This window comes from Pseudoroseicyclus aestuarii (genome assembly GCF_003217255.1).
Taxonomy (GTDB): domain Bacteria; phylum Pseudomonadota; class Alphaproteobacteria; order Rhodobacterales; family Rhodobacteraceae; genus Pseudoroseicyclus; species Pseudoroseicyclus aestuarii.
In genome coordinates this window covers 444,961-463,208 of record NZ_QJTE01000003.1, presented here as the reverse complement: position 1 = coordinate 463,208, position 18,248 = coordinate 444,961, and the positions used below count along the sequence as shown (strand labels likewise).

20 protein-coding genes are annotated in these 18,248 nt (G+C 68.3%); 4 read left to right on the top strand and 16 right to left on the bottom strand.

Annotation, left to right across the window (positions count from 1 at the left end):
- Positions 1–6: 6 nt before the first annotated feature.
- From DFP88_RS11535 to DFP88_RS11500, 8 genes are all read right to left on the bottom strand, one after another.
- Positions 7–222 (bottom strand): hypothetical protein, encoded by a 216-nt coding sequence (locus DFP88_RS11535; protein ID WP_110814636.1) that lies wholly within the window; start codon positions 220–222, stop codon positions 7–9.
- Between the two features lie 176 nt (positions 223–398).
- A complete protein-coding gene (gene ureC, locus DFP88_RS11530; protein ID WP_110814633.1) occupies positions 399–2,108 on the bottom strand; it encodes an urease subunit alpha in 1,710 nt (569 codons plus the stop codon).
- 98 nt (positions 2,109–2,206) lie between these two features.
- Positions 2,207–2,608 carry a lysozyme inhibitor LprI family protein gene (locus tag DFP88_RS11525; protein ID WP_110814632.1) on the bottom strand — a complete coding sequence of 134 codons (402 nt, stop codon included), beginning with the start codon at positions 2,606–2,608 and terminating at the stop codon, positions 2,207–2,209.
- A gap of 11 nt (positions 2,609–2,619) precedes the next feature.
- On the bottom strand, positions 2,620–2,922 hold the full coding sequence (locus DFP88_RS11520) for an urease subunit beta (protein ID WP_110814844.1): 303 nt from the start codon (positions 2,920–2,922) through the stop codon (positions 2,620–2,622).
- A gap of 726 nt (positions 2,923–3,648) precedes the next feature.
- Entirely contained in the window at positions 3,649–3,951 is a 303-nt protein-coding gene (locus tag DFP88_RS11515; protein WP_110814630.1) for an urease subunit gamma, read from the bottom strand.
- A gap of 2 nt (positions 3,952–3,953) precedes the next feature.
- The gene (locus DFP88_RS11510; protein WP_110814628.1) at positions 3,954–4,790 is read right to left on the bottom strand and encodes an urease accessory protein UreD; all 837 of its coding nucleotides are present in this window, start codon (positions 4,788–4,790) and stop codon (positions 3,954–3,956) included.
- A gap of 48 nt (positions 4,791–4,838) precedes the next feature.
- A complete protein-coding gene (locus tag DFP88_RS11505) occupies positions 4,839–7,106 on the bottom strand; it encodes a glycosyl hydrolase family 28-related protein (protein WP_110814626.1) in 2,268 nt (755 codons plus the stop codon).
- Between the two features lie 177 nt (positions 7,107–7,283).
- Positions 7,284–7,685: a DUF4864 domain-containing protein gene (locus tag DFP88_RS11500; protein WP_110814624.1), complete on the bottom strand. Its 402-nt coding sequence runs from the start codon at positions 7,683–7,685 to the stop codon at positions 7,284–7,286.
- A 138-nt stretch (positions 7,686–7,823) separates the two neighbouring features.
- Here DFP88_RS11500 and trpA point away from each other — a divergent pair, with 138 nt between their 5' ends.
- Together trpA and DFP88_RS11490 are read left to right on the top strand one after the other, a co-directional pair.
- Positions 7,824–8,615 carry a tryptophan synthase subunit alpha gene (gene trpA, locus DFP88_RS11495; RefSeq protein WP_110814622.1) on the top strand — a complete coding sequence of 264 codons (792 nt, stop codon included), beginning with the start codon at positions 7,824–7,826 and terminating at the stop codon, positions 8,613–8,615.
- A 30-nt stretch (positions 8,616–8,645) separates the two neighbouring features.
- Positions 8,646–9,866: an alpha-hydroxy acid oxidase gene (locus tag DFP88_RS11490; RefSeq protein ID WP_110814620.1), complete on the top strand. Its 1,221-nt coding sequence runs from the start codon at positions 8,646–8,648 to the stop codon at positions 9,864–9,866.
- On the opposite strand, the gene DFP88_RS11485 is transcribed toward DFP88_RS11490, so the two are convergent.
- Complete coding sequence (locus DFP88_RS11485) at positions 9,830–10,249, bottom strand: PACE efflux transporter (protein WP_110814842.1); 420 nt, start codon at positions 10,247–10,249, stop codon at positions 9,830–9,832. The genes DFP88_RS11490 and DFP88_RS11485 overlap by 37 nt on opposite strands.
- Before the next feature lie 224 nt (positions 10,250–10,473).
- On the opposite strand from DFP88_RS11485, the gene DFP88_RS11480 reads away from it, so the two are divergent.
- Together DFP88_RS11480 and pth are read left to right on the top strand one after the other, a co-directional pair.
- Positions 10,474–11,124, top strand: coding sequence for a 50S ribosomal protein L25/general stress protein Ctc (locus DFP88_RS11480; RefSeq protein WP_110814618.1), 651 nt, complete (start codon positions 10,474–10,476; stop codon positions 11,122–11,124).
- A gap of 113 nt (positions 11,125–11,237) precedes the next feature.
- Positions 11,238–11,948, top strand: coding sequence for an aminoacyl-tRNA hydrolase (gene pth / locus DFP88_RS11475; RefSeq protein WP_110814616.1), 711 nt, complete (start codon positions 11,238–11,240; stop codon positions 11,946–11,948).
- A gap of 87 nt (positions 11,949–12,035) precedes the next feature.
- On the opposite strand, the gene DFP88_RS11470 is transcribed toward pth, so the two are convergent.
- From DFP88_RS11470 to rpsA, 7 genes are all read right to left on the bottom strand, one after another.
- Positions 12,036–12,959, bottom strand: a complete 924-nt coding sequence (locus DFP88_RS11470) for a DUF7282 domain-containing protein (protein WP_110814614.1) — start codon at positions 12,957–12,959, stop codon at positions 12,036–12,038.
- A 126-nt stretch (positions 12,960–13,085) separates the two neighbouring features.
- Positions 13,086–14,309, bottom strand: coding sequence for a tryptophan synthase subunit beta (gene trpB / locus DFP88_RS11465; RefSeq protein WP_110814612.1), 1,224 nt, complete (start codon positions 14,307–14,309; stop codon positions 13,086–13,088).
- Between the two features lie 63 nt (positions 14,310–14,372).
- The gene (locus tag DFP88_RS11460; protein ID WP_110814611.1) at positions 14,373–14,837 is read right to left on the bottom strand and encodes a GNAT family N-acetyltransferase; all 465 of its coding nucleotides are present in this window, start codon (positions 14,835–14,837) and stop codon (positions 14,373–14,375) included.
- Positions 14,837–15,499 (bottom strand): phosphoribosylanthranilate isomerase, encoded by a 663-nt coding sequence (locus tag DFP88_RS11455; protein ID WP_245904786.1) that lies wholly within the window; start codon positions 15,497–15,499, stop codon positions 14,837–14,839. The genes DFP88_RS11460 and DFP88_RS11455 overlap by 1 nt, the downstream gene beginning before the upstream one ends.
- An 18-nt stretch (positions 15,500–15,517) precedes the next feature.
- On the bottom strand, positions 15,518–15,883 hold the full coding sequence (locus DFP88_RS11450; RefSeq protein WP_110814609.1) for a lipopolysaccharide assembly protein LapA domain-containing protein: 366 nt from the start codon (positions 15,881–15,883) through the stop codon (positions 15,518–15,520).
- Positions 15,880–16,173 carry an integration host factor subunit beta gene (ihfB, locus tag DFP88_RS11445; protein WP_110814608.1) on the bottom strand — a complete coding sequence of 98 codons (294 nt, stop codon included), beginning with the start codon at positions 16,171–16,173 and terminating at the stop codon, positions 15,880–15,882. The genes DFP88_RS11450 and ihfB overlap by 4 nt, the downstream gene beginning before the upstream one ends.
- 256 nt (positions 16,174–16,429) lie before the next feature.
- Positions 16,430–18,187, bottom strand: coding sequence for a 30S ribosomal protein S1 (rpsA, locus tag DFP88_RS11440; protein WP_281268177.1), 1,758 nt, complete (start codon positions 18,185–18,187; stop codon positions 16,430–16,432).
- Positions 18,188–18,248 lie beyond the last annotated feature (61 nt).

The following is an 18,248-nucleotide window of genomic DNA, read 5'->3' as shown; positions in this document are numbered from 1 at the left end:
CGGGCGTCAGTACCAGGAGCCGTTGAGGATGCGGCGCAGTTCCTGCTGCCGGCTCTTGCCTTGGGCGGCAAGATCGGCGTCGCTGCGCTCGCCAAGCTGGCGCAGCTGCCCCATCCGGGGATCGCGTTCCATCAGGGCGTTCAGGCCGCGCATCGCGGCGCCGAAAACGGCGCGCAGGCTGACATGCGGGGCTTGGGTGGTGTTCGTCGCTGTATGAGCCATCTGGACCCTCTCTCGTGATCGAGTTTCGGTCCCTCCCTGCCAGCGAAGATGCCTGTCCGGGCCCGCCCGGACAACAGACGTTACCGAAGCCCCGCCCTGCACCACGCGCAAGTCCCGTCATCATTCCGCCCCTTTCCGGGCCGCCGCCCGCTTTGCTCCGTTCCATGCCCCGCCCCTCAGAACAGGAAGTAGCGCTGCGCCATCGGCAGGCTTTCCGCCGGCTCGCAGGTCAGAAGCTGACCGTCGGCGCGGACTTCGTAGGTCTCGGGGTTCACCTCGATCTTCGGCAGCGCATCGTTCAGCTTCAGGTCGCGCTTGCCGATGCCGCGGGTGCCTTTCACCGGCACCAGCGTCTTGGCCAGGCCCAGATCGGCGCCGAGGCCCGCCTCTGCCGCCGCCTGGCTGACGAAGGTCACGGCGCCAGAGGTGCGCGCGCCGCCGAAGCTGCCGAACATCGGGCGGGTATAGACAGGCTGCGGCGTCGGGATCGAGGCATTGGGATCGCCCATCTGCGCCACGGCAATCGTCCCGCCGACCAGCACCATCTGCGGCTTCACCCCGAAGAAGGCCGGATCCCACAGGACGAGGTCGGCGCGCTTGCCCTCCTCCACGCTACCGGTCTCATGCGCGATGCCATGGGCAATGGCGGGGTTCACGGTGTATTTCGCGACGTAGCGGCGGGCGCGCAGGTTGTCGTTCTGCCCCGTCTCGCCATCGAGGCGCCCGCGCTGGACGCGCATCTTGTGCGCCGTCTGCCAGGTGCGGATGATCACCTCGCCAACGCGGCCCATGGCCTGGCTGTCGCTGGCGATGATCGAAAAGGCGCCCATGTCGTGCAGGATATCCTCCGCCGCGATGGTCTCGCGCCGGATGCGGCTTTCGGCGAAGGCGACATCCTCGGGGATCGACTTGTCGAGGTGGTGGCAGACCATCAGCATGTCGAGATGCTCGTCCACCGTATTGGCGGTAAAGGGCCGCGTCGGGTTGGTCGAGGAGGGGATCACGAACTCCTCGCCGCAGATGCGGATGATGTCGGGCGCATGGCCGCCCCCTGCCCCCTCGGTATGGAAGGCGTGGATCGTCCGGCCCTTCATCGCGGCGACGGTATTCTCGACGAAGCCGCTCTCGTTCAGCGTGTCGGTGTGGATCATCACCTGCACGTCCATCCGGTCCGCGACCGACAGGCAGCAGTCGATGGCCGCAGGCGTGGTGCCCCAGTCCTCGTGCAGCTTCAGCGCGGCGGCGCCGCCGCGCACCTGCTCTTCCAGCGGGGCGGGCAGGCTGGCGTTGCCCTTGCCCGAGAACATCAGGTTCACGGCAAAGGCATCCGCGGCCTGCAGCATCCGCCCCAGGTGCCAGGGCCCCGGCGTGCAGGTGGTGGCCAGCGTGCCATGCGCGGGGCCGGTGCCGCCGCCGATCATCGTGGTGACGCCACTGGCCAGCGCGTCGTCGATCTGCTGCGGCGCGATGAAGTGGATGTGGCTGTCGATGCCCCCCGCCGTGACGATATGCCCCTCGGCGGCGATGGCCTCGGTGCCGGGGCCGACGATGATGTCGACGCCGGGCTGGGTGTCGGGATTGCCGGCCTTGCCGATCTTGTGGATGCGCCCGTCCCGCAGCCCGATGTCCGCCTTGTAGATGCCGGACCAGTCGAGGATCAGCGCATTGGTGATGACGGTATCGACGGCGCCCTCGGCCCGGCTGTGCTGCGACTGGCCCATGCCGTCACGGATCACCTTGCCGCCGCCGAACTTCACCTCTTCGCCGTAGGTGGTCAGATCCCGCTCGACCTCGATCACCAGCTCGGTGTCGGCAAGGCGCACCCGGTCGCCGGTGGTCGGGCCGAACATGGCGGCGTAATCGGCGCGGGTGATCGTGGCGGGCATCGGCAGGCTCCTGGCGGTCGTGCGCCCCGACTGTCGCAAGCGCGGCGCCGCTTGACCAGTGGCGGAGGCCGCCGCCCTCGGGCGCGTCTGCGGCGGCGTTAATACTCTGCGCTGAAAATGTGCAGATCCTCGTTGCGGCTGCGCGTCAGGCGGGCAATACAGGTGTAAAGAACCTGGCTCTGCATGGTCCCGCCGCGCCGCGTGGTGCTTTCGGCGGCGCAGGCGGCATCGCGGAACGCGATCCAGGCGCGCTGCGCCTTCCGCAGCATCTCCTCCGAGGTCACCTCTCCCTCCGCCAGCGCGGCATCGCGTGCCCGCGCGCGGTCCAGGGCCTCGGCATAGGCCGCGTTCAGGGCCGCATCCGCATCCTCGCTGTCGAGAAAGGCGCAATCGGTCATCTCGGCCTGGCTCACCGGATCGCTGCAGTCGCGCTCGCCCTCCTCCTGCCCCGGGTCCTGCGCCAGCGCCAGCGCGGGCCAGCCCAGCAGGACAAGGGTCATCGCAAGGCGCCTCACAGCGCACCCATCACATGACCGTTGAAGCCGAAGACCTTCCGCGCCCCGCCAATCTCGATCAGCACGACCTCGCGCCTCTGCCCCGGCTCGAAGCGCACGGCGGTCCCGGCGGCGATGTCGAGGCGCCGGCCCCGCGCGGCCTCACGGTCGAAATCGAGCGCCGGGTTCGCCTCGGCGAAGTGGTAGTGGCTGCCGATCTGCACCGGGCGGTCGCCGGTATTGGCAACCATCAGCACGGTGACCTCGCGCCCCTCGTTCAGGGTGATCTCGCCCTCGGCGGGCAAAATCTCTCCGGGGATCGCTACGGGCGCGACTTTCGGCGGCAGCAAACGATCGCGGATATCCTGCCGCTCATGCGCGGCTAGCGCCTGCTCTATCTGCTCGATTGCCCCGGCGTAGCTGAACCGTCCACTGGGGTGGTTCACGATTGCGATAATTGCATCTCCGTGCCCATAGGAGATGCCGTTTCCCGGGACCGGAAGCTGCTGCAACTCGGGAATGTCCCTCAGAAACCAGTTCATTTTAGATTTTCCCGTCGCGATCACGAGATCTGGCGACAGTTCTTGGATTTTCTTAAGAAACAGCGGACGCGAGTGCTTGACCAGGTCGTAGCTGGGCCAGTTACGGTGAGCTGGCAAAATCCCGTCAATGAAGTTGAAGAACGAAATCTTGTCGAAGACGTTCTGTTCATCATTTTTGACGAAGGGTGCGAAATGGCTCAGCAGCCCGGCAACCTTCGAAAAGTATGGAATTTTCCATTCCCCCGACAGCCACTTCTCGACTGCGGACACGGTTCCGCCTTCGCCGCCCGGCATCGTGACCCGCTCTCCTTCTGGGCCAATCTCGTCGTAGTGAGACTCTCCCAGTACGAGAACCTTTATTCCGCATTGCCCGTAGGATTTTCCAACCCAAGGGGTCAGGCGGGACGCGTCTTCGATTTCAAGCGCCATAGCGCCGTGCTCCTCGCAGCCAATGTTTCATGGTGCACTCGGGAATCATGTTCGTCCTCCTCTCGCCGGATGCCCTCACCGGATCGGCTCGTGAACCGTCACCAGCTTGGTCCCGTCGGGGAAGGTCGCCTCGACCTGCACGTCGTGGATCATCTCGGCCACGCCCTCCATGCACTGGTCGCGGCGCACGACCTGCGCGCCGGCCTGCATCATGTCCGCGACCGAGCGGCCGTCGCGCGCGCCCTCGACCACCGCCTCGGTGATCAGGGCGATCGCCTCTGGGTGGTTCAGCTTCACGCCGCGCTCCAGCCGCTTGCGGGCGACCTCGGCGGCCATGGCCACGAGGAGCTTGTCCTTCTCGCGCGGGGTCAGCTGCATCGTCAGAGCCTCCAGACTTTGGGCAGCGGTGCGCCTGACAGGCGCTCCAGCAGGGGAATCAATGCCGCGCGCAGGGCGAAGCCGTCAATGGCAAGAAGGCGGATCAGCAGAAGGTCGGGGTCCGGCGCGCTGGCGCCTGCCGCATCCGGCAGCATGGCGCGGATTTCGGCGGCGCGGGCCCCGGCGCCGGGCGCCGCCAGCGCGACCTGCGCCAGCGCCCGCGCCCCGCCGCCCACCGCGGCGCGGTCGAATGTGGCGGCGACATCGCCCGTCAGCCGCAGAACATCGTGGTAAAGCAGCCGCCCCTCGCGCCTGAGGGTCCAGCGATCCGAAAGGGCAGCCTGCCGCACGACCTCGCCCATGGCGGTCCGGCCAAGGATCAGCGGCTCGCACAGCAGCGCGCTCGCGCCCGCCGCCAGATCGACCTCGAGCCGCCGGTCGAGGGACGCGCCGTCGTAAAGCAGCGTCTCCTGCGGCAGCCAGTGCAAGCGGGCGCCCTCACTGGCCGTCAGATGCGCCCGCACCCGCGCCGGGGGTCCGGGGCGGGCACGGTAGGCACGCTCGGCGGCCTGGGTGGTCAGGACAAGCTGCGCCTCCGCCTCGGCCAGGGCCGCGACCTCCATCGCATCGCCGCCCGTCAGCCCGCCGGCGGTATAGAGAAGCACCGCCTCTACCGCCGCGCCGGAGCGGCGCGGCAGCAGCAGCTTGAGCGAGCCCTCCTGCCGCAGATCGGCGAGGCGGCTGATGCCGCCCGCCTGCCGCACCGCGATGCGGGCGGCGCCCACGGCGCGGGGCTGCGCCGGGCCGGGCGCGGGGGTCTGGACCTCGGGGATCGTCATCGCGGGCAGGATGCCGCTCCCTTGCGGGAAAGACCAGCGCCCCGCCTGTCAGTCCGGGCGATCCATCCGCACCCGCGCGCGGATCGTGCCCCTGGCGGCGCTGCCGAAGACCACGCGGAACAGCCTGCCGTCGCCGAACTCGGGGTCGATCCAGGGCGCCTCGTAGATCTCGCCGTTCGCGGCATTGCGGATCGGCCCGATGGGGATCACCGATTCCACCGCCCGCGCCCGCCCGCCGAAGGGCAGCTTGGGCGCCGGGTTGACGACCCAGGCCCGCGTCGCGCTGCCCTGCGCATGGACCACCGTCACCGGATTGGCGATCTCGGCCTCGACGCCGTGAAAGACGTTGCCGGTGATCTCGACATCGAGGCTGCGGGCAAGGTTCAGGCTGGCAAGGCTGGTATCCACCGCCTCGACCCGCTCGATCGTGCCGTTGATGGTGCGGAAGACGTTCCCCGTCATCGTGAAGCCGTTGAGGAAGTGCCCCGGCCCGTAGGGCTTGATCACCACCCAGTTGAAGCCGCGGGAGACGGCGCTGGCGAAGAAGATGTTCCCCTCGATCGTCAGGCCGCCGTAGGAATAGCCGGCAGTGAACTCGGGCGTGGAATCATGCTCGTTGGTCCATTCGATGAAGTTGTTGTCGATGTAGTTGTTGGCCACCAGCATCGTCGGATTGACCTGCGTGATGATGAGGCCCGCCACCCGCACGCCGGTGTCGTCGCCCTGGAACCAGTGGTTGCCGGCGACGATGTTGGTGCTGCCGGCCATGACGGCAAAGTGCCGGAACAGGGCGGCGCGGTTTTCGCGCACCTTCACGTCGTTGGCGTTGGTGTTGAACCCGATGGAGCGGCGCTGCGCGACGGGCAGCTGCGCCTCGGCGGACTGGAAGATGCAGCGGTCGATCAGCATGCCCTGGCAGCCCTCGCCGTGCGAGGTGATGCCCCGGTCCTTCGGCCGGTTGATGAAGCAGTCGCGGACGTGGAAGATCAGCCCGTCGGGCGCCAGCAGGATGCCGCTGGCCCGGCCCCGGCACTGGAAGTCGATGTCGTCCAGCACGAACTGCGCCAGCGAGGTATAGCCCGAGAAATCCAGCATGTAGCGGAAGCGGCGGAAGGTGTAGCTCTGCACCCCCTCGGCATCATGGAGGGGCTGCGACAGGACGACCCGCCCCTGCCCCGGGAAGACGGCGCGGACGTAGACCTCGCGCCCGACCCCGTTGCCGGTGACAAGGCTGCCGACCGCGATCGCGCCGGCATTGGGCACGTTGCTCAGCGTCAGCGGCACCTCCGGATCGTAGCGCGCCTGCGCCGTCACCACCGCATCGTCCCAGGCCGGGCTGTCCAGCGCCTGGAACTGGCCGTTGCGGATCACCCGCCGCGTGGCGAAGCTGGTCCGCCCCGGATCGCAGGCCTGCATGTCGAGCGGGCCGGTCAGGTTGATGCGCCGCCCGCCAAGGTCCAGCGATTCGTGGTCCGAGAAGTTGAGTAGCGCCTGGAAGGCCTTGCGGAAGGCCAGCTCCTCCTCGCGGAAGGCCGCGAGGTAGCTGTCGAAGTCGTAGTTCCGCTGCAGGATCAGCTTGCGCGCGGCGGGCATCGTCACCCGCCCCTCGAAGCGTACCGGGCTTTGAAATGTCACATCGCCATCGAGGAAGAAGACGCCGTCCGGCACCAGCACGAGGCGCCCCGCCGCGGCGGCATCGGCGGCCTCGAAGGCGGCGCTGTCGTCGGTGCTGCCATCGCCCACGGCGCCGTAGTCGCGCACGTCCACGACGCCGAGCGATTCCGACAGGAAGAGCGCGGTGATATCCTCGATCTCGATATCGTCGACGCGGACGACGCCGCCGTTCGAGCCGGTCAGGTCGATGCCGAAATGGCCGTAGGTCGCGCCGGGCCAGGCCAGGTCCACCCCCTCGCGCCGGCCGGGGCCGACGATCGCGCTGATCTCGACCACCTCGCCGTAGCGCGTCAGCTGCGTGGCGGGACCGGTCTCGTCCAGCCCGTCCACATGGGCGCGCGCGGCATTGCCGGCCCAGCCGGCGATGCGCACCGCCGGAAAGGCGCCGGCGACGGCCTTCACCCGCGCGGTCACGCGGAAATAGAGGCCCGGCCGCACCGGCGTGCGCCCCATGAAGCGCAAGCGCGTGACGGACTGCGTCTTGAGGATCTCCAGCGCTCCGCCGAAGTCCTGGTCGGCCGGCACGAAGACCCCCGTGCCGCTTTCGGCATAGGTGTCCGATCCGGGCGTTCCATTCCCGCTGGACCAGACGTCCAGACCGTCTTCGAAGGGTGTCGGCGTCAGGTTGTCGGTGATGGGCATCGCGGCTCTCCTGTCCCTGGGGCAGAAGGCGGCCGCGGCGCCCCCGCCGTCGCCGCAAACCCGCCTTCCGCCCGGCATCGCGCCGCGGACCTGCGTCCGGGCTGGGCCGGATCTACCGGGTCAGGGGTTCAGAAGGTCCGACAGCGCCGCGCGGCCGCGCGGCAGGGCGCGCAACGGCTAGACGGCAAGGTCGGGCGCCGGCAGCAGCGCGACGCCGTCGATGCGCCAGCCCTCGGGCGTCTCGATCATGCGGTATTCCAGCAGGTGGAGCCGGCCCTGCGCATCCTCGACCAGAACCCGCTGATACAGCGCGCCCTCCGCCTCGCGCGTGCCGGCGAAGCGCGCGCCTTCGTTGTTCCAGACCATGGGATAGCCGCGCTGCACCATGGTGCCGAAGTTGCGCTGCGTGCCGAAAAGGCCTCGGATCCCCTCGCTGGCAAAGCCCCAGGCGCGGGCGATATCGCCATCGTTGAAGGCCTGAAGTTGGCCGGAGATCACGCCGCGCGGCCCGTCCTCCTGCGCGCGCGCGGCGCCAAGGGGCAGAAGCAGGATCGTCAGGGCTATGAGGATGCGGCGCATGGCTGGGCTCCTTTCCGCTGCGTCATGGGGTAGCTACGCATCCCGGCCCGATCCGGTTTCGTTTTCGCGCGATCCGGCGGCGGCATTGATCTTTCCGCCGCCGTGGCGCATCCCTTTGCCGATCAGCAAGGAGCGGGCATGACACGGATCGACGATACCTTCGCACGGCTGAAATCCGAAGGCCGAAAGGCTTTCGTTGCCTATGTCATGGCGGGCGATCCCGACCTCGAGACCTCGACCGAGATCGTGAAGGGGCTGCCCGGCGCCGGCGTCGACATCATCGAGCTGGGCCAGCCCTTCACCGATCCCATGGCCGACGGATCGACGATCCAGAAGGCGGGCCAGCGCGCGCTGGCCGGCGGGCAGACGCTGGACAAGACGCTGGGCATCGCCCGCGCCCTGCGCGAGACCGACCAGACGACGCCGATCGTGATGATGGGCTACTACAACCCGATCTTCAGCCGCGGCGTCGACCGCTTCCTCGCAGAGGCGGCGGAGGCCGGGATCGACGGGCTGATCGTCGTCGACTTGCCGCCCGAAGAGGACGCCGAGCTCTGCCTGCCCGCGCAGGCCGCCGGCATCGACTTCATCCGCCTCGCGACGCCGACGACCGACGACCGCCGCCTGCCCCGCGTGCTGCAGAACACCTCCGGCTTCGTGTACTACGTCTCGATCAACGGCATCACCGGCTCGGCCGAGGCGCAGGCCGATACCGTCGGGCCCGAGGTCGCGCGGATCAAGCGCGCGACGGACCTGCCGATCATCGTCGGCTTCGGCATCCGCAGCCCCGGCACCGCCAAGGCCATCGCCGAGGTCGCCGACGGCGCCGTCGTCGGATCGGCCATCGTGAGCCAGATCGCGGACGGCAAGCCGGTCTCCGAGGTGCTCGATTTCGTCAGGACCCTGGCCGAGGGCGCGCATAGCGCCTGAGGCCCGTGCGGAGGGGAGGCCGCAGCGATCATGCCCGTCATCACAACCATCGACGATCTGAAGCGCCTGCACCGCCGCCGGGTGCCGAAGATGTTCTTCGACTACTGCGAAAGCGGATCCTGGAGCGAGCAGACCTTCCGCGACAACGTCTCGGACTTTCAGCGCATTCGCTTTCGCCAGCGCGTCGCGGTGGACATGTCGAACCGCTCCCTTCGGTCGACCATGCTAGGGCAGGAGGTGGCGATGCCCCTCGCCCTCTCGCCCGTCGGATCGACGGGCATGCAAAACGCGGATGGCGAGATCAAGGCCGCCCGCGCCGCCGAACGCTTCGGCGTGCCTTTCACCCTCTCGACCATGTCGGTCTGCTCGATCGAGGACGTGGCGGAGCATACCTCCGCCCCCTTCTGGTTCCAGCTTTACGTGATGCGGGACGAGGATTTCGTCGACCGCATCATCGAGCGGGCGAAGCGGGCCGGATGCTCGGCCCTGGTGCTGACGCTGGACCTGCAGCTGCTGGGCCAGCGGCACAAGGACCTCAAGAACGGCCTCTCGACCCCGCCGAAGCTGACGCCGGCGACCATGCTCGACATGTCGCGGCGCTGGCGCTGGGCCTATGGCATGGCCCGCACGACGCGGCGCAGCTTCGCCAATGTCGTCGGCCATACCAGCGAGGTCGGCAATATCGCCGATCTGTCGAACTGGACCAACCGCCAGTTCGACCCGCAGCTCGACTGGGAGAAGGTCCGCAAGCTGAAGGAAAAATGGGGCGGCAAGTTCATCCTCAAGGGCATTCTCGACCCCGAGGACGCGCGGCGGGCCGCCGAGGTGGGCGCCGATGCGATCATCGTGTCGAACCACGGCGGGCGGCAGCTTGACGGCGCGCTCTCGACGATCCGGGCGCTGCCGGCGATCCGCCGCGCCGTGGGGCCGGACATGCCGCTCTGGCTCGATGGGGGCATCCGCTCGGGGCAGGACATGCTGCGCGCGCTGGCGCTGGGGGCCGATGCGACGATGATCGGCCGCGCCTGGCTCTACGGCCTCGGCGCCATGGGCGAGGCCGGGGTCACACAGGCGCTCGAGATCATCGCCAAGGAGGCCGATTTCACCATGGCCTTCTGCGGCCGCCGCGACATCCGCGACTTCGACGCCAGCAACGTGCTGATCCCCAAGGATTTCGAGGGCGACTGGCTGGGCGATCCCTACGGGGTGCCGGATCAGGCGCCCTCGGGCAGCGGGAAGATGCGGTCGTAGGCCCAGTTGAAGACGAAGGCATAGACCAGGTAAAAAAGCACCAGCGCCAGATCGAGCAGCAGCGCCTGCCATAGCCCGACGCCAAGGGTCAGGGCGATCAGCGGCAGCGTGACAACCAGCAGCCCGCCCTCGAAAAGTACGGCATGCAGCACCCGGATCGGCACCGTCTTCTGGACCGTGCCGCGCCAGCGCCGCATCGCGCGGTCGAACAGCAGGTTGTAAAGGTAGTTCCAGCCCGTCGCGACGAGAGAGGCGGTGATCGCGATCACCCCCAGATCCGCGGCGTGAAACCCAAGGCCAAGGGCCCCGAGCGGCACGACGATCAGAAGGCCGATGATCTCGAAGCTGACGGCATGCCTGATGCGGTCGCGGGCGGTGCGCATGATCGTCCCCATCCGTTGGGCCGGGCCGTCCCGGCATGATGCCCCGATGGGGGGAGGTCGTCCTCGCGGCGCGAAGCATAGGCGGCGCGGGCGCGGCTGTCCAGAAAACCACCGCCCCGAGGCGCCCCTTACCCCTTCACAATCAGCCCCGAACTCGCTACAGGCAGCGCTTCACCGGGCCATACACCCTTGGAGGATGGCCCTCGTTTATAAGGATTGTGAACATGGCCAAAGAGATTCCGGATCTCGTCGCCAGCGCACGCGCGGGGACAGGCAAGGGGGCCGCCCGCCAAGCTCGCCGTGACGGCGCCGTGCCTGGTATCGTTTATGGTGGCGGCGTCGATCCGCTGCCCATCAACATCCCCTTCAACGTCCTGATGAAGCGCCTGAAGGCCGGCCGCTTCATGTCGACGCTGTTCAACCTGAAGGTCGAAGGCCAGGACGACGTGCGCGTCATCTGCCGCGGCATCCAGCGCGACATCGTGAAGGACCTGCCGACCCACCTCGACCTGATGCGCCTGCGCCGCACCAGCCGGATCAACCTCTTCATCCACGTCGAGTTCGAGAACCACGATGCGGCCCCCGGCCTCAAGCGTGGCGGCGTGCTGACCGTGGTCCGCCCCGAGGTCGAGCTGAACGTCGTCGCCGGCGACATCCCCGAGCAGATCGTCGTCGATCTGACCGGCAAGGAAATCGGCGACACGATCCACATCTCGGACGTGACCCTGCCGTCGGGCGCGAAGGCCACGATCGAGCGTGACTTCGTCATCGCCAACATCCAGGCGCCGTCGAGCCTGCAGTCCGCCGAGGCGGAAGCCGAGGACGAGGCCGAGGCCGAGACCCCGGAAGCCGAGACCGAGGGCGACGAGGCCTGATCCCAGGCCCCATCGCCGGTTGACATGAGCGGGGCCTTCGGGCCCCGTTCGCATATCAGGCCCCCTTCCCCATCGCCGGCCCTTCCGCGCCGGCCCCAGTTCAGGGTGACATCATGCGACTGATCGTCGGTCTGGGAAATCCCGGCGCGCAATATGCGCGCAACCGCCACAACATCGGCTTCATGGCCGTCGACCGCATCGCCGCCGACCACGGCTTCTCGCCCTGGCGGGCGAAGTTCCAGGGCGAGATCGCGGAAGGCCGGCTGGGCCCGGAAAAGGTTCTGCTGCTGAAGCCCGGCACCTTCATGAACCTCTCGGGCCAGTCCGTCGGCGCGGCGATGCGGTTTCACAAGATGAACCCGCCGCAGGTCATCGTCCTGCACGACGAGATCGACCTCGCGCCCGGCAAGCTCAAGCTCAAGACCGGCGGCGGGCACGCCGGGCACAACGGCCTGCGCTCCCTGCACCAGCACATCGGCGAAGAGTATCACCGCGTCCGCCTGGGCGTCGGCCATCCGGGCAACAAGGACGCCGTGCCGGGCTACGTGCTGCACGACTTCCCGCGCGCCGATGAGGAGTGGCTGGACGACATGATGCGCGGCATCTCTGACGGCGCCGAGGAGTTGGCCTCTGGCGACGGGCCGGGTTTCCTCAACGCCGTGGCGCGGCGGCTGACGCCGGCCCGCTCCGGCGGCGGCACCCGCGGCGGGAAGGAGGCGCCGGCCGCAGCCCCTGCCCCTGCCCCCGCCGCCGCCAAGGCGCCCTCCGCGGCAGAGCCGGATCGCCGCACCCCGCTGCAGAAGCTGGCCGACCGCTTCAAGTAGGACCGCCCCCAAACGACAAGCGCCCCCGCGGGTCTCTCCCGCGGGGGCGCCTTCGGCCTTATCGCCATGAGGGGCGATGATCCGGTGTCACTCGGCCATGTCGAAGGGCACCATCAGCGGCGCGCCGTCCACGACGACCGGCGTGTCGACATCCGTCGATCCTTCGCCGAAGTCGTAGGTGCCGTTGCCGTTCGTCTCGGCATGCAGCATCACGATGTAACGCGCGCCGGGCACCAGTTCCTCATCCGTGGTGATGGTGACGTCCTCGTTCATCCCGGCGGCCACAGGCTCGCTGCCCAGCGACTGCGGCACGACCGGCGCGCCCTCTGCATCCGTCGCATGCAGGACGATGTAGCCGTCCTGCGCAGCGACCACGGTCGGCACGGTCACCGTCTGGGCCGAGGCGCTCATCCCGGCGAGATCGAGCAGCGGCGTGTCGAGAGCGGCGTCGGTGCTGTCGCCCTCCATGTCGGAGGTGGCGTCGGGGGCGTCCGTCTCCATGCCCTCGTCCATGTCGCCGCCGGCGCTCATGTCCTCATCGGCCATGTCGTCGGCATCCTCTGCCATGGCGGTCTCATCGCCCATTGCCTCACCCGCCATCGGCGCGGTGAAAGGGACGGTGACGGGCGCGCCATTGGCGAGCACCGGCGTATCCACATCGACCGACCCGACGCCAAAGTCGTAGGTGTCGTTGCCGTTGGTCTCCTCGTGGAGCATGGCGATATACTCGGCGCCCGGCGTCAGCGGGACGTCCGTCATCACCGAGACATCGGCATTGGCGCCGGCGCTGACCGGCGCATGGCCGATCGACTGCGGCACGACAAGCTCGCCGTTCTCAGTCTCGTGAATCACGATGTAGCCGCTAGAAGAGGCAGTCACGGAAGGAAAGACCACGGTCGAGCCGGTGGTCATGCTCATCCCTTCGGTTTCCATCGTCTCCGTCTCCTGCGCGGCAGCGGCGCCGGTCAGCAGGGCGGTGGCACAAGCGGTCGTCGTCAGAATCTTGAACATAAGGTATCCTCCTGGGTCCTTTGCTCATACAACGCTCTCCCCCCTCCCCCGCGATCACGCCCCGGAGGACACGTCCGCGTGAGGCGGGGGTGAGGCGCCCGCAGAACCCCGGGGGACAGGCAGCGCTCAGGCGATATCGACGCCCAGGTGCTGCGCAACGGCGAAGATGTCCTTGTCGCCCCGGCCGCACATGTTCATCACCAGCAGATGGTCCTGCGGCAGCGAGGGCGCGATCTTCATGACGTGGGCGAGCGCATGGCTCGGCTCCAGCGCGGGGATGATGCCCTCGGTCGCGCAGGACAGCTGGAACGCCTCCAGCGCCTCGGCATCGGTGATCGAGACGTATTGCGCCCGCCCCGTATCGTGCAGCCAGGCGTGTTCCGGCCCGATGCCGGGATAATCGAGGCCCGCCGAGATGCTGAACCCTTCGAGGATCTGCCCGTCGTCGTCCTGCAGCAGGTAGGTCTTGTTGCCGTGCAGCACGCCCGGCCGCCCCCCGGTAAGCGAGGCGCAATGCTCCATCTTCTCGCTCACGCCCTTGCCGCCGGCCTCGACCCCGATGATCGAGACCTCGGGATCGTCGAGGAAGGGGTGGAACAGGCCCATGGCGTTCGACCCGCCGCCGATCGCCGCGACCAGCGTGTCGGGCAGACGGCCCTCGGCCTCCTGCATCTGCTCGCGCACCTCCTTGCCGATGATCGACTGGAAGTCGCGGACCATGGCCGGGTAGGGGTGCGGGCCGGCGACGGTGCCGATGCAGTAGAAGGTATCGGCGATATTGGTCACCCAGTCCCGCATCGCGTCGTTCATCGCGTCCTTGAGCGTGCCACGCCCGGACGTCACGGCCACGACCTCGGCGCCCAGAAGACGCATGCGGAAGACGTTGGGCTTCTGCCGCTCGACGTCATGGGCGCCCATGTAGACGACGCATTTCAGGCCGAACTTGGCGCAGACCGTCGCGGTGGCGACGCCGTGCTGGCCGGCGCCGGTCTCGGCGATGATGCGGGTCTTGCCCATGCGGCGGGCCAGCAGGATCTGCCCCAGCACGTTGTTGATCTTGTGCGCGCCGGTGTGGTTCAGCTCGTCGCGCTTCATGTAGATCTTCGCGCCACCCAACCGCTCGGTCAGACGCTCGGCGTGATACAGCGGGCTGGGACGGCCGACGTAATGCTTCCAGAGGAAGTCCATCTCGGCCCAGAAATCGGCGTCGGTCTTCGCGCGCTCATATTCCGCCTCGAGCTCGAGGATCAGCGGCATCAGCGTCTCGGAGACGAAGCGGCCACCGTAATCGCCGAAACGCCCGCTCTCGTCGGGGCCGGCGCTGTAGGTATTCGGGCGATCTTCGGGCATGGCGGCCTCCCTCACTGTCTCGGCACAGCCTTAGCCCTCGGGCCGCAAGGCGTAAAGCGATGGCTAGCCGAGCGGCTTCTTGAAACCGTAGTGCGAGCGCTCGTAGCCCAGCCGGTCGTAGAAGCGATGCGCCCGCTCGCGCCGCATGTCGGTCGTCAGCTCGATCAGACCGCAGCCCGCCGCGCGGGCCCGGCCCTCGGCCTCGGCGATCAGCGCCGCGCCGATGCGCTGGCCGCGCAGCGCGGGCAGCACGCGCACCGCCTCGATCCGGGCGCGGCGCATGCCCTGACGCGACAGCCCGTCAAGCACCGAAAGCTGGCAGGTCGCGACGATCCGCCCCCCCTGCTCGCCGACCAGCAGGGTCTCGCGCGGATCGGCGGCCAGCCGGGCGAAGGCGGCGAGGTAGGGCGCCATTTCCGTGCCCTCGCGGCCCGCCGCAACGGAATCCTCGGCCAGCATCGCCACGATCGCGGGAACATCGCCCGCGCGCGCCTCGCGGAAGACCAGGCCCTCGGGCTGCTCCGGCATCAGGCGGTAGCGGCGGCGACGAAGGCGCGGATGAGATCCGCGTCCTTCACCCCGCGCGCGACCTCGACCCCGGAAGAGACGTCGACCTGCCGGGCGCCGGTCAGGCGCACCGCCTCGGCCACCGTCTCGGGCTTCAGGCCGCCAGCCAGCATCCATGGCTTGCGCCACTTGCGCCCGGCCAGCAGCGACCAGTCGAAGGGCATGCCGGTGCCGCCCGGGAGCGGCGCGCCCGGCGGCGCCTTGGTATCCACCAGAAGCTGGTCCGCCACGGCCTCATGCGCGTCGAGCAGTGCCAGGTCCTCGGGGCCGGCAAGGCCGATGGCCTTCATCACCGGCAGCCCGTAGCGCGCCCGCACCTCGGAGACCCGCTCGGGCGATTCGTGGCCGTGCAGCTGGATCATGTCGATGGGCACGACGTCGAGGACGACGTCCAGCGCGGCATCGTCCGGATCGACCAGCAGCGCGACCTTCGCCAGCCCCAACGGCGCATGCGCGGCCAGCACGGCGGCCCGCTCGGGCGCGGCATACCGCGGCGAGGGCGGAAAAAAGTTCAGGCCGATATAGCGTGCGCCGGCCTCGGCAGCGGCATCGATGCCGGCCTCGTCGGTGATGCCGCAGATCTTCACGGCAACCGATCCCGCCGAGACCGGTGGGCGCGTCACTTGCAGACGGGCCGGCATCTAGCGGGTCGCGACGGCGGTCGATCCGCCCGGTGCCAGGGCGACGACCTCGTCCCGCTCCACCCGGTCGGCGCGCAGGCGGTCGATCTCGCGTTCGAGACGCTCGATCTCGCGCTGGCGCATGCGGGCATCGGCGCGGAAGCGGTACTCGCGCAGCCATTCCCAGACAAAGCCGATAAGCAGCCCCAGCGCCACGCCCAGCAGGATCACGAGGTACAGCGGCAGAGAGGTCTCGCCGGTGAAGCCGAAGAGACGGGCCAGCGGCTCGGGCAGGAGGCGCAGGGTGACGAACCCGCGGTTCGCCAGCCCCAGCACGATCAGGCAAAGGGCCACGAGGCCCCAGAAGATGTATCGGATGCTTTTCATTCGCCGGCCTCATTCCCGTTCAGACGTTCGCGCAGCAGCTTGCCGGCCTTGAAGAAGGGGACGTGCTTCTCCTCGACTTCAACGGCCTCTCCAGTGCGCGGGTTGCGCCCGATCCGGCCGTCGCGCTTCTTGACGGAAAACGCGCCGAAGCCGCGAAGTTCCACCCGGTGCCCCTGCGCCATGGCCTCCGTCACCTGATCGAAGATCGTGTTCACGATGCGCTCCACGTCGCGCTGCGACAGGCGCGGATTCTCGTCGGCGATCTTCTGGACCAGCTCAGATCGGATCATCCCGCCCCCCGGCGCCCTGTGGCAGACAGCTATGCCACCCGTCGGGGTGACGATGGACATTATAGCGCGGGGCAGACGGCAGCCCAGTCCCGACGTCAGTCAGTTTGGGTCAAAACCGCCCGGAAGGCCAACGGTTTTCGACACTTGCAGCGGGGCGGCGCGGCGCCAGCCGCCGCCGCGGCACGAAAAAGGGGCGCCCCGCGGCTGCGGGACGCCCCTCTTGCCGGTGCCCCGCGGGGCACCCTTAGCGGATCGATCAGTCGTCGTCGCGCTTGAGCGCGGCGCCGAGGATGTCGCCCAGCGAAGCACCCGAATCGGAGGAGCCGTACTGCTCGACCGCTTCCTTCTCTTCGGCGATCTCGCGCGCCTTGATCGACAGGCCCAGGCGGCGGGTCTTGGGATCGACGTTGGTGACGCGGACGTCCACCTTGTCGCCCGTGCCGAAGCGCTCGGGGCGCTGCTCGGCGCGGTCACGCGACAGGTCGGAGCGGCGGATGAAGGACTTCATGCCCTCGTAGTCCACCTCGATGCCGCCATCCTCGATCTTCGTCACCTCGACGGTGATGATCTGGCCGCGCTTCACGCCGCCAACGGCTTCCTGGAAGGGATCGTTTTCCAGAGCCTTGATCGAGAGCGAGATGCGCTCCTTGTCGGTGTCGACCTCGGTGACCTTCGCCTTGACGATGTCGCCCTTGCGGAAGTCGTTGATGACATCCTCGCCGCGACCTTCCCAGGTCAGGTCGCTGAGGTGGACCATGCCGTCGATGTCGCCGTCGAGACCAACGAACAGACCGAACTCGGTGATGTTCTTGACCTCGCCCTCGACCTCGGTGCCGGCGGGATGCGTCTCGGCGAAGACTTCCCAGGGGTTGCGCTGGGTCTGCTTGAGGCCAAGCGAGACACGGCGCTTCTGGGTGTCGATCTCCAGGACCATCACTTCGACCTCTTGCGAGGTGGAGACGATCTTGCCCGGATGGACGTTCTTCTTGGTCCAGCTCATTTCCGAGACGTGGACCAGACCCTCGACGCCCGGCTCCAGCTCCACGAAGGCGCCGTAGTCGGTGATGTTGGTCACGCGGCCGGTATGCACGCTCTCGATCGGGAACTTGACCTCGACCGAATCCCACGGATCGTCCTGCAGCTGCTTCATGCCGAGGCTGATGCGGTGGGTTTCCTTGTTGATCTTGATGACCTGGACCTTGACGGTCTCGCCGATCGCCAGGATCTCCGAGGGGTGGTTCACGCGGCGCCAGGCCATGTCGGTGACGTGCAGCAGGCCGTCCACACCGCCGAGATCGACGAAGGCGCCGTATTCGGTGATGTTCTTGACCACGCCGTCGACGACCTGACCTTCATGCAGGTTGGCGATGACCTCGGCACGCTGCTCGGCACGGCTTTCCTCGAGGATCGCGCGGCGCGAGACGACGATGTTGCCGCGGCGGCGGTCCATCTTGAGGATCTGGAACGGCTGCTTGAGGCCCATGAGCGGGCCGGCATCGCGCACCGGGCGCACATCCACCTGAGAGCCGGGCAGGAAGGCCACGGCGCCGCCGAGGTCGACCGTGAAGCCGCCCTTGACGCGGCCGAAGATCGCGCCGTCGACGCGCTGCTCGTCGGCGTAGGCCTTCTCCAGGCGATCCCAGGCCTCTTCGCGGCGCGCCATCTCACGGCTGATGACGGCTTCGCCGCGCGCGTTCTCGGCGGAGCGAAGGTAGACTTCGACTTCGTCGCCGGGCTTGAGGTCGGGGGTTTCGCCGGGCGAGGCGAATTCCTTCAGATCGACGCGGCCTTCCATCTTGTAGCCGACATCGATGATGGCCTGGCCTGCCTCGACGGCGAGCACACGGCCCTTGACGACGCTTCCCTCGGTGGGGGTGTCGATCTCGAAGCTCTCGTTCAGGAGGGCTTCGAAGTCCTCCATGGATGCGTTAGCGGGCATGAATGTCCTTTTCAGGGTTTGTATGCGGGCCGGGCGGTTGGGTCCGCCGGTCTTTAGCTGATGAGCGCGAAGCATCGTGACAAGCCGGAAAACGAACGCACAGGGCCGGTAGAATTCCGACCCTGCTCACTCCTCT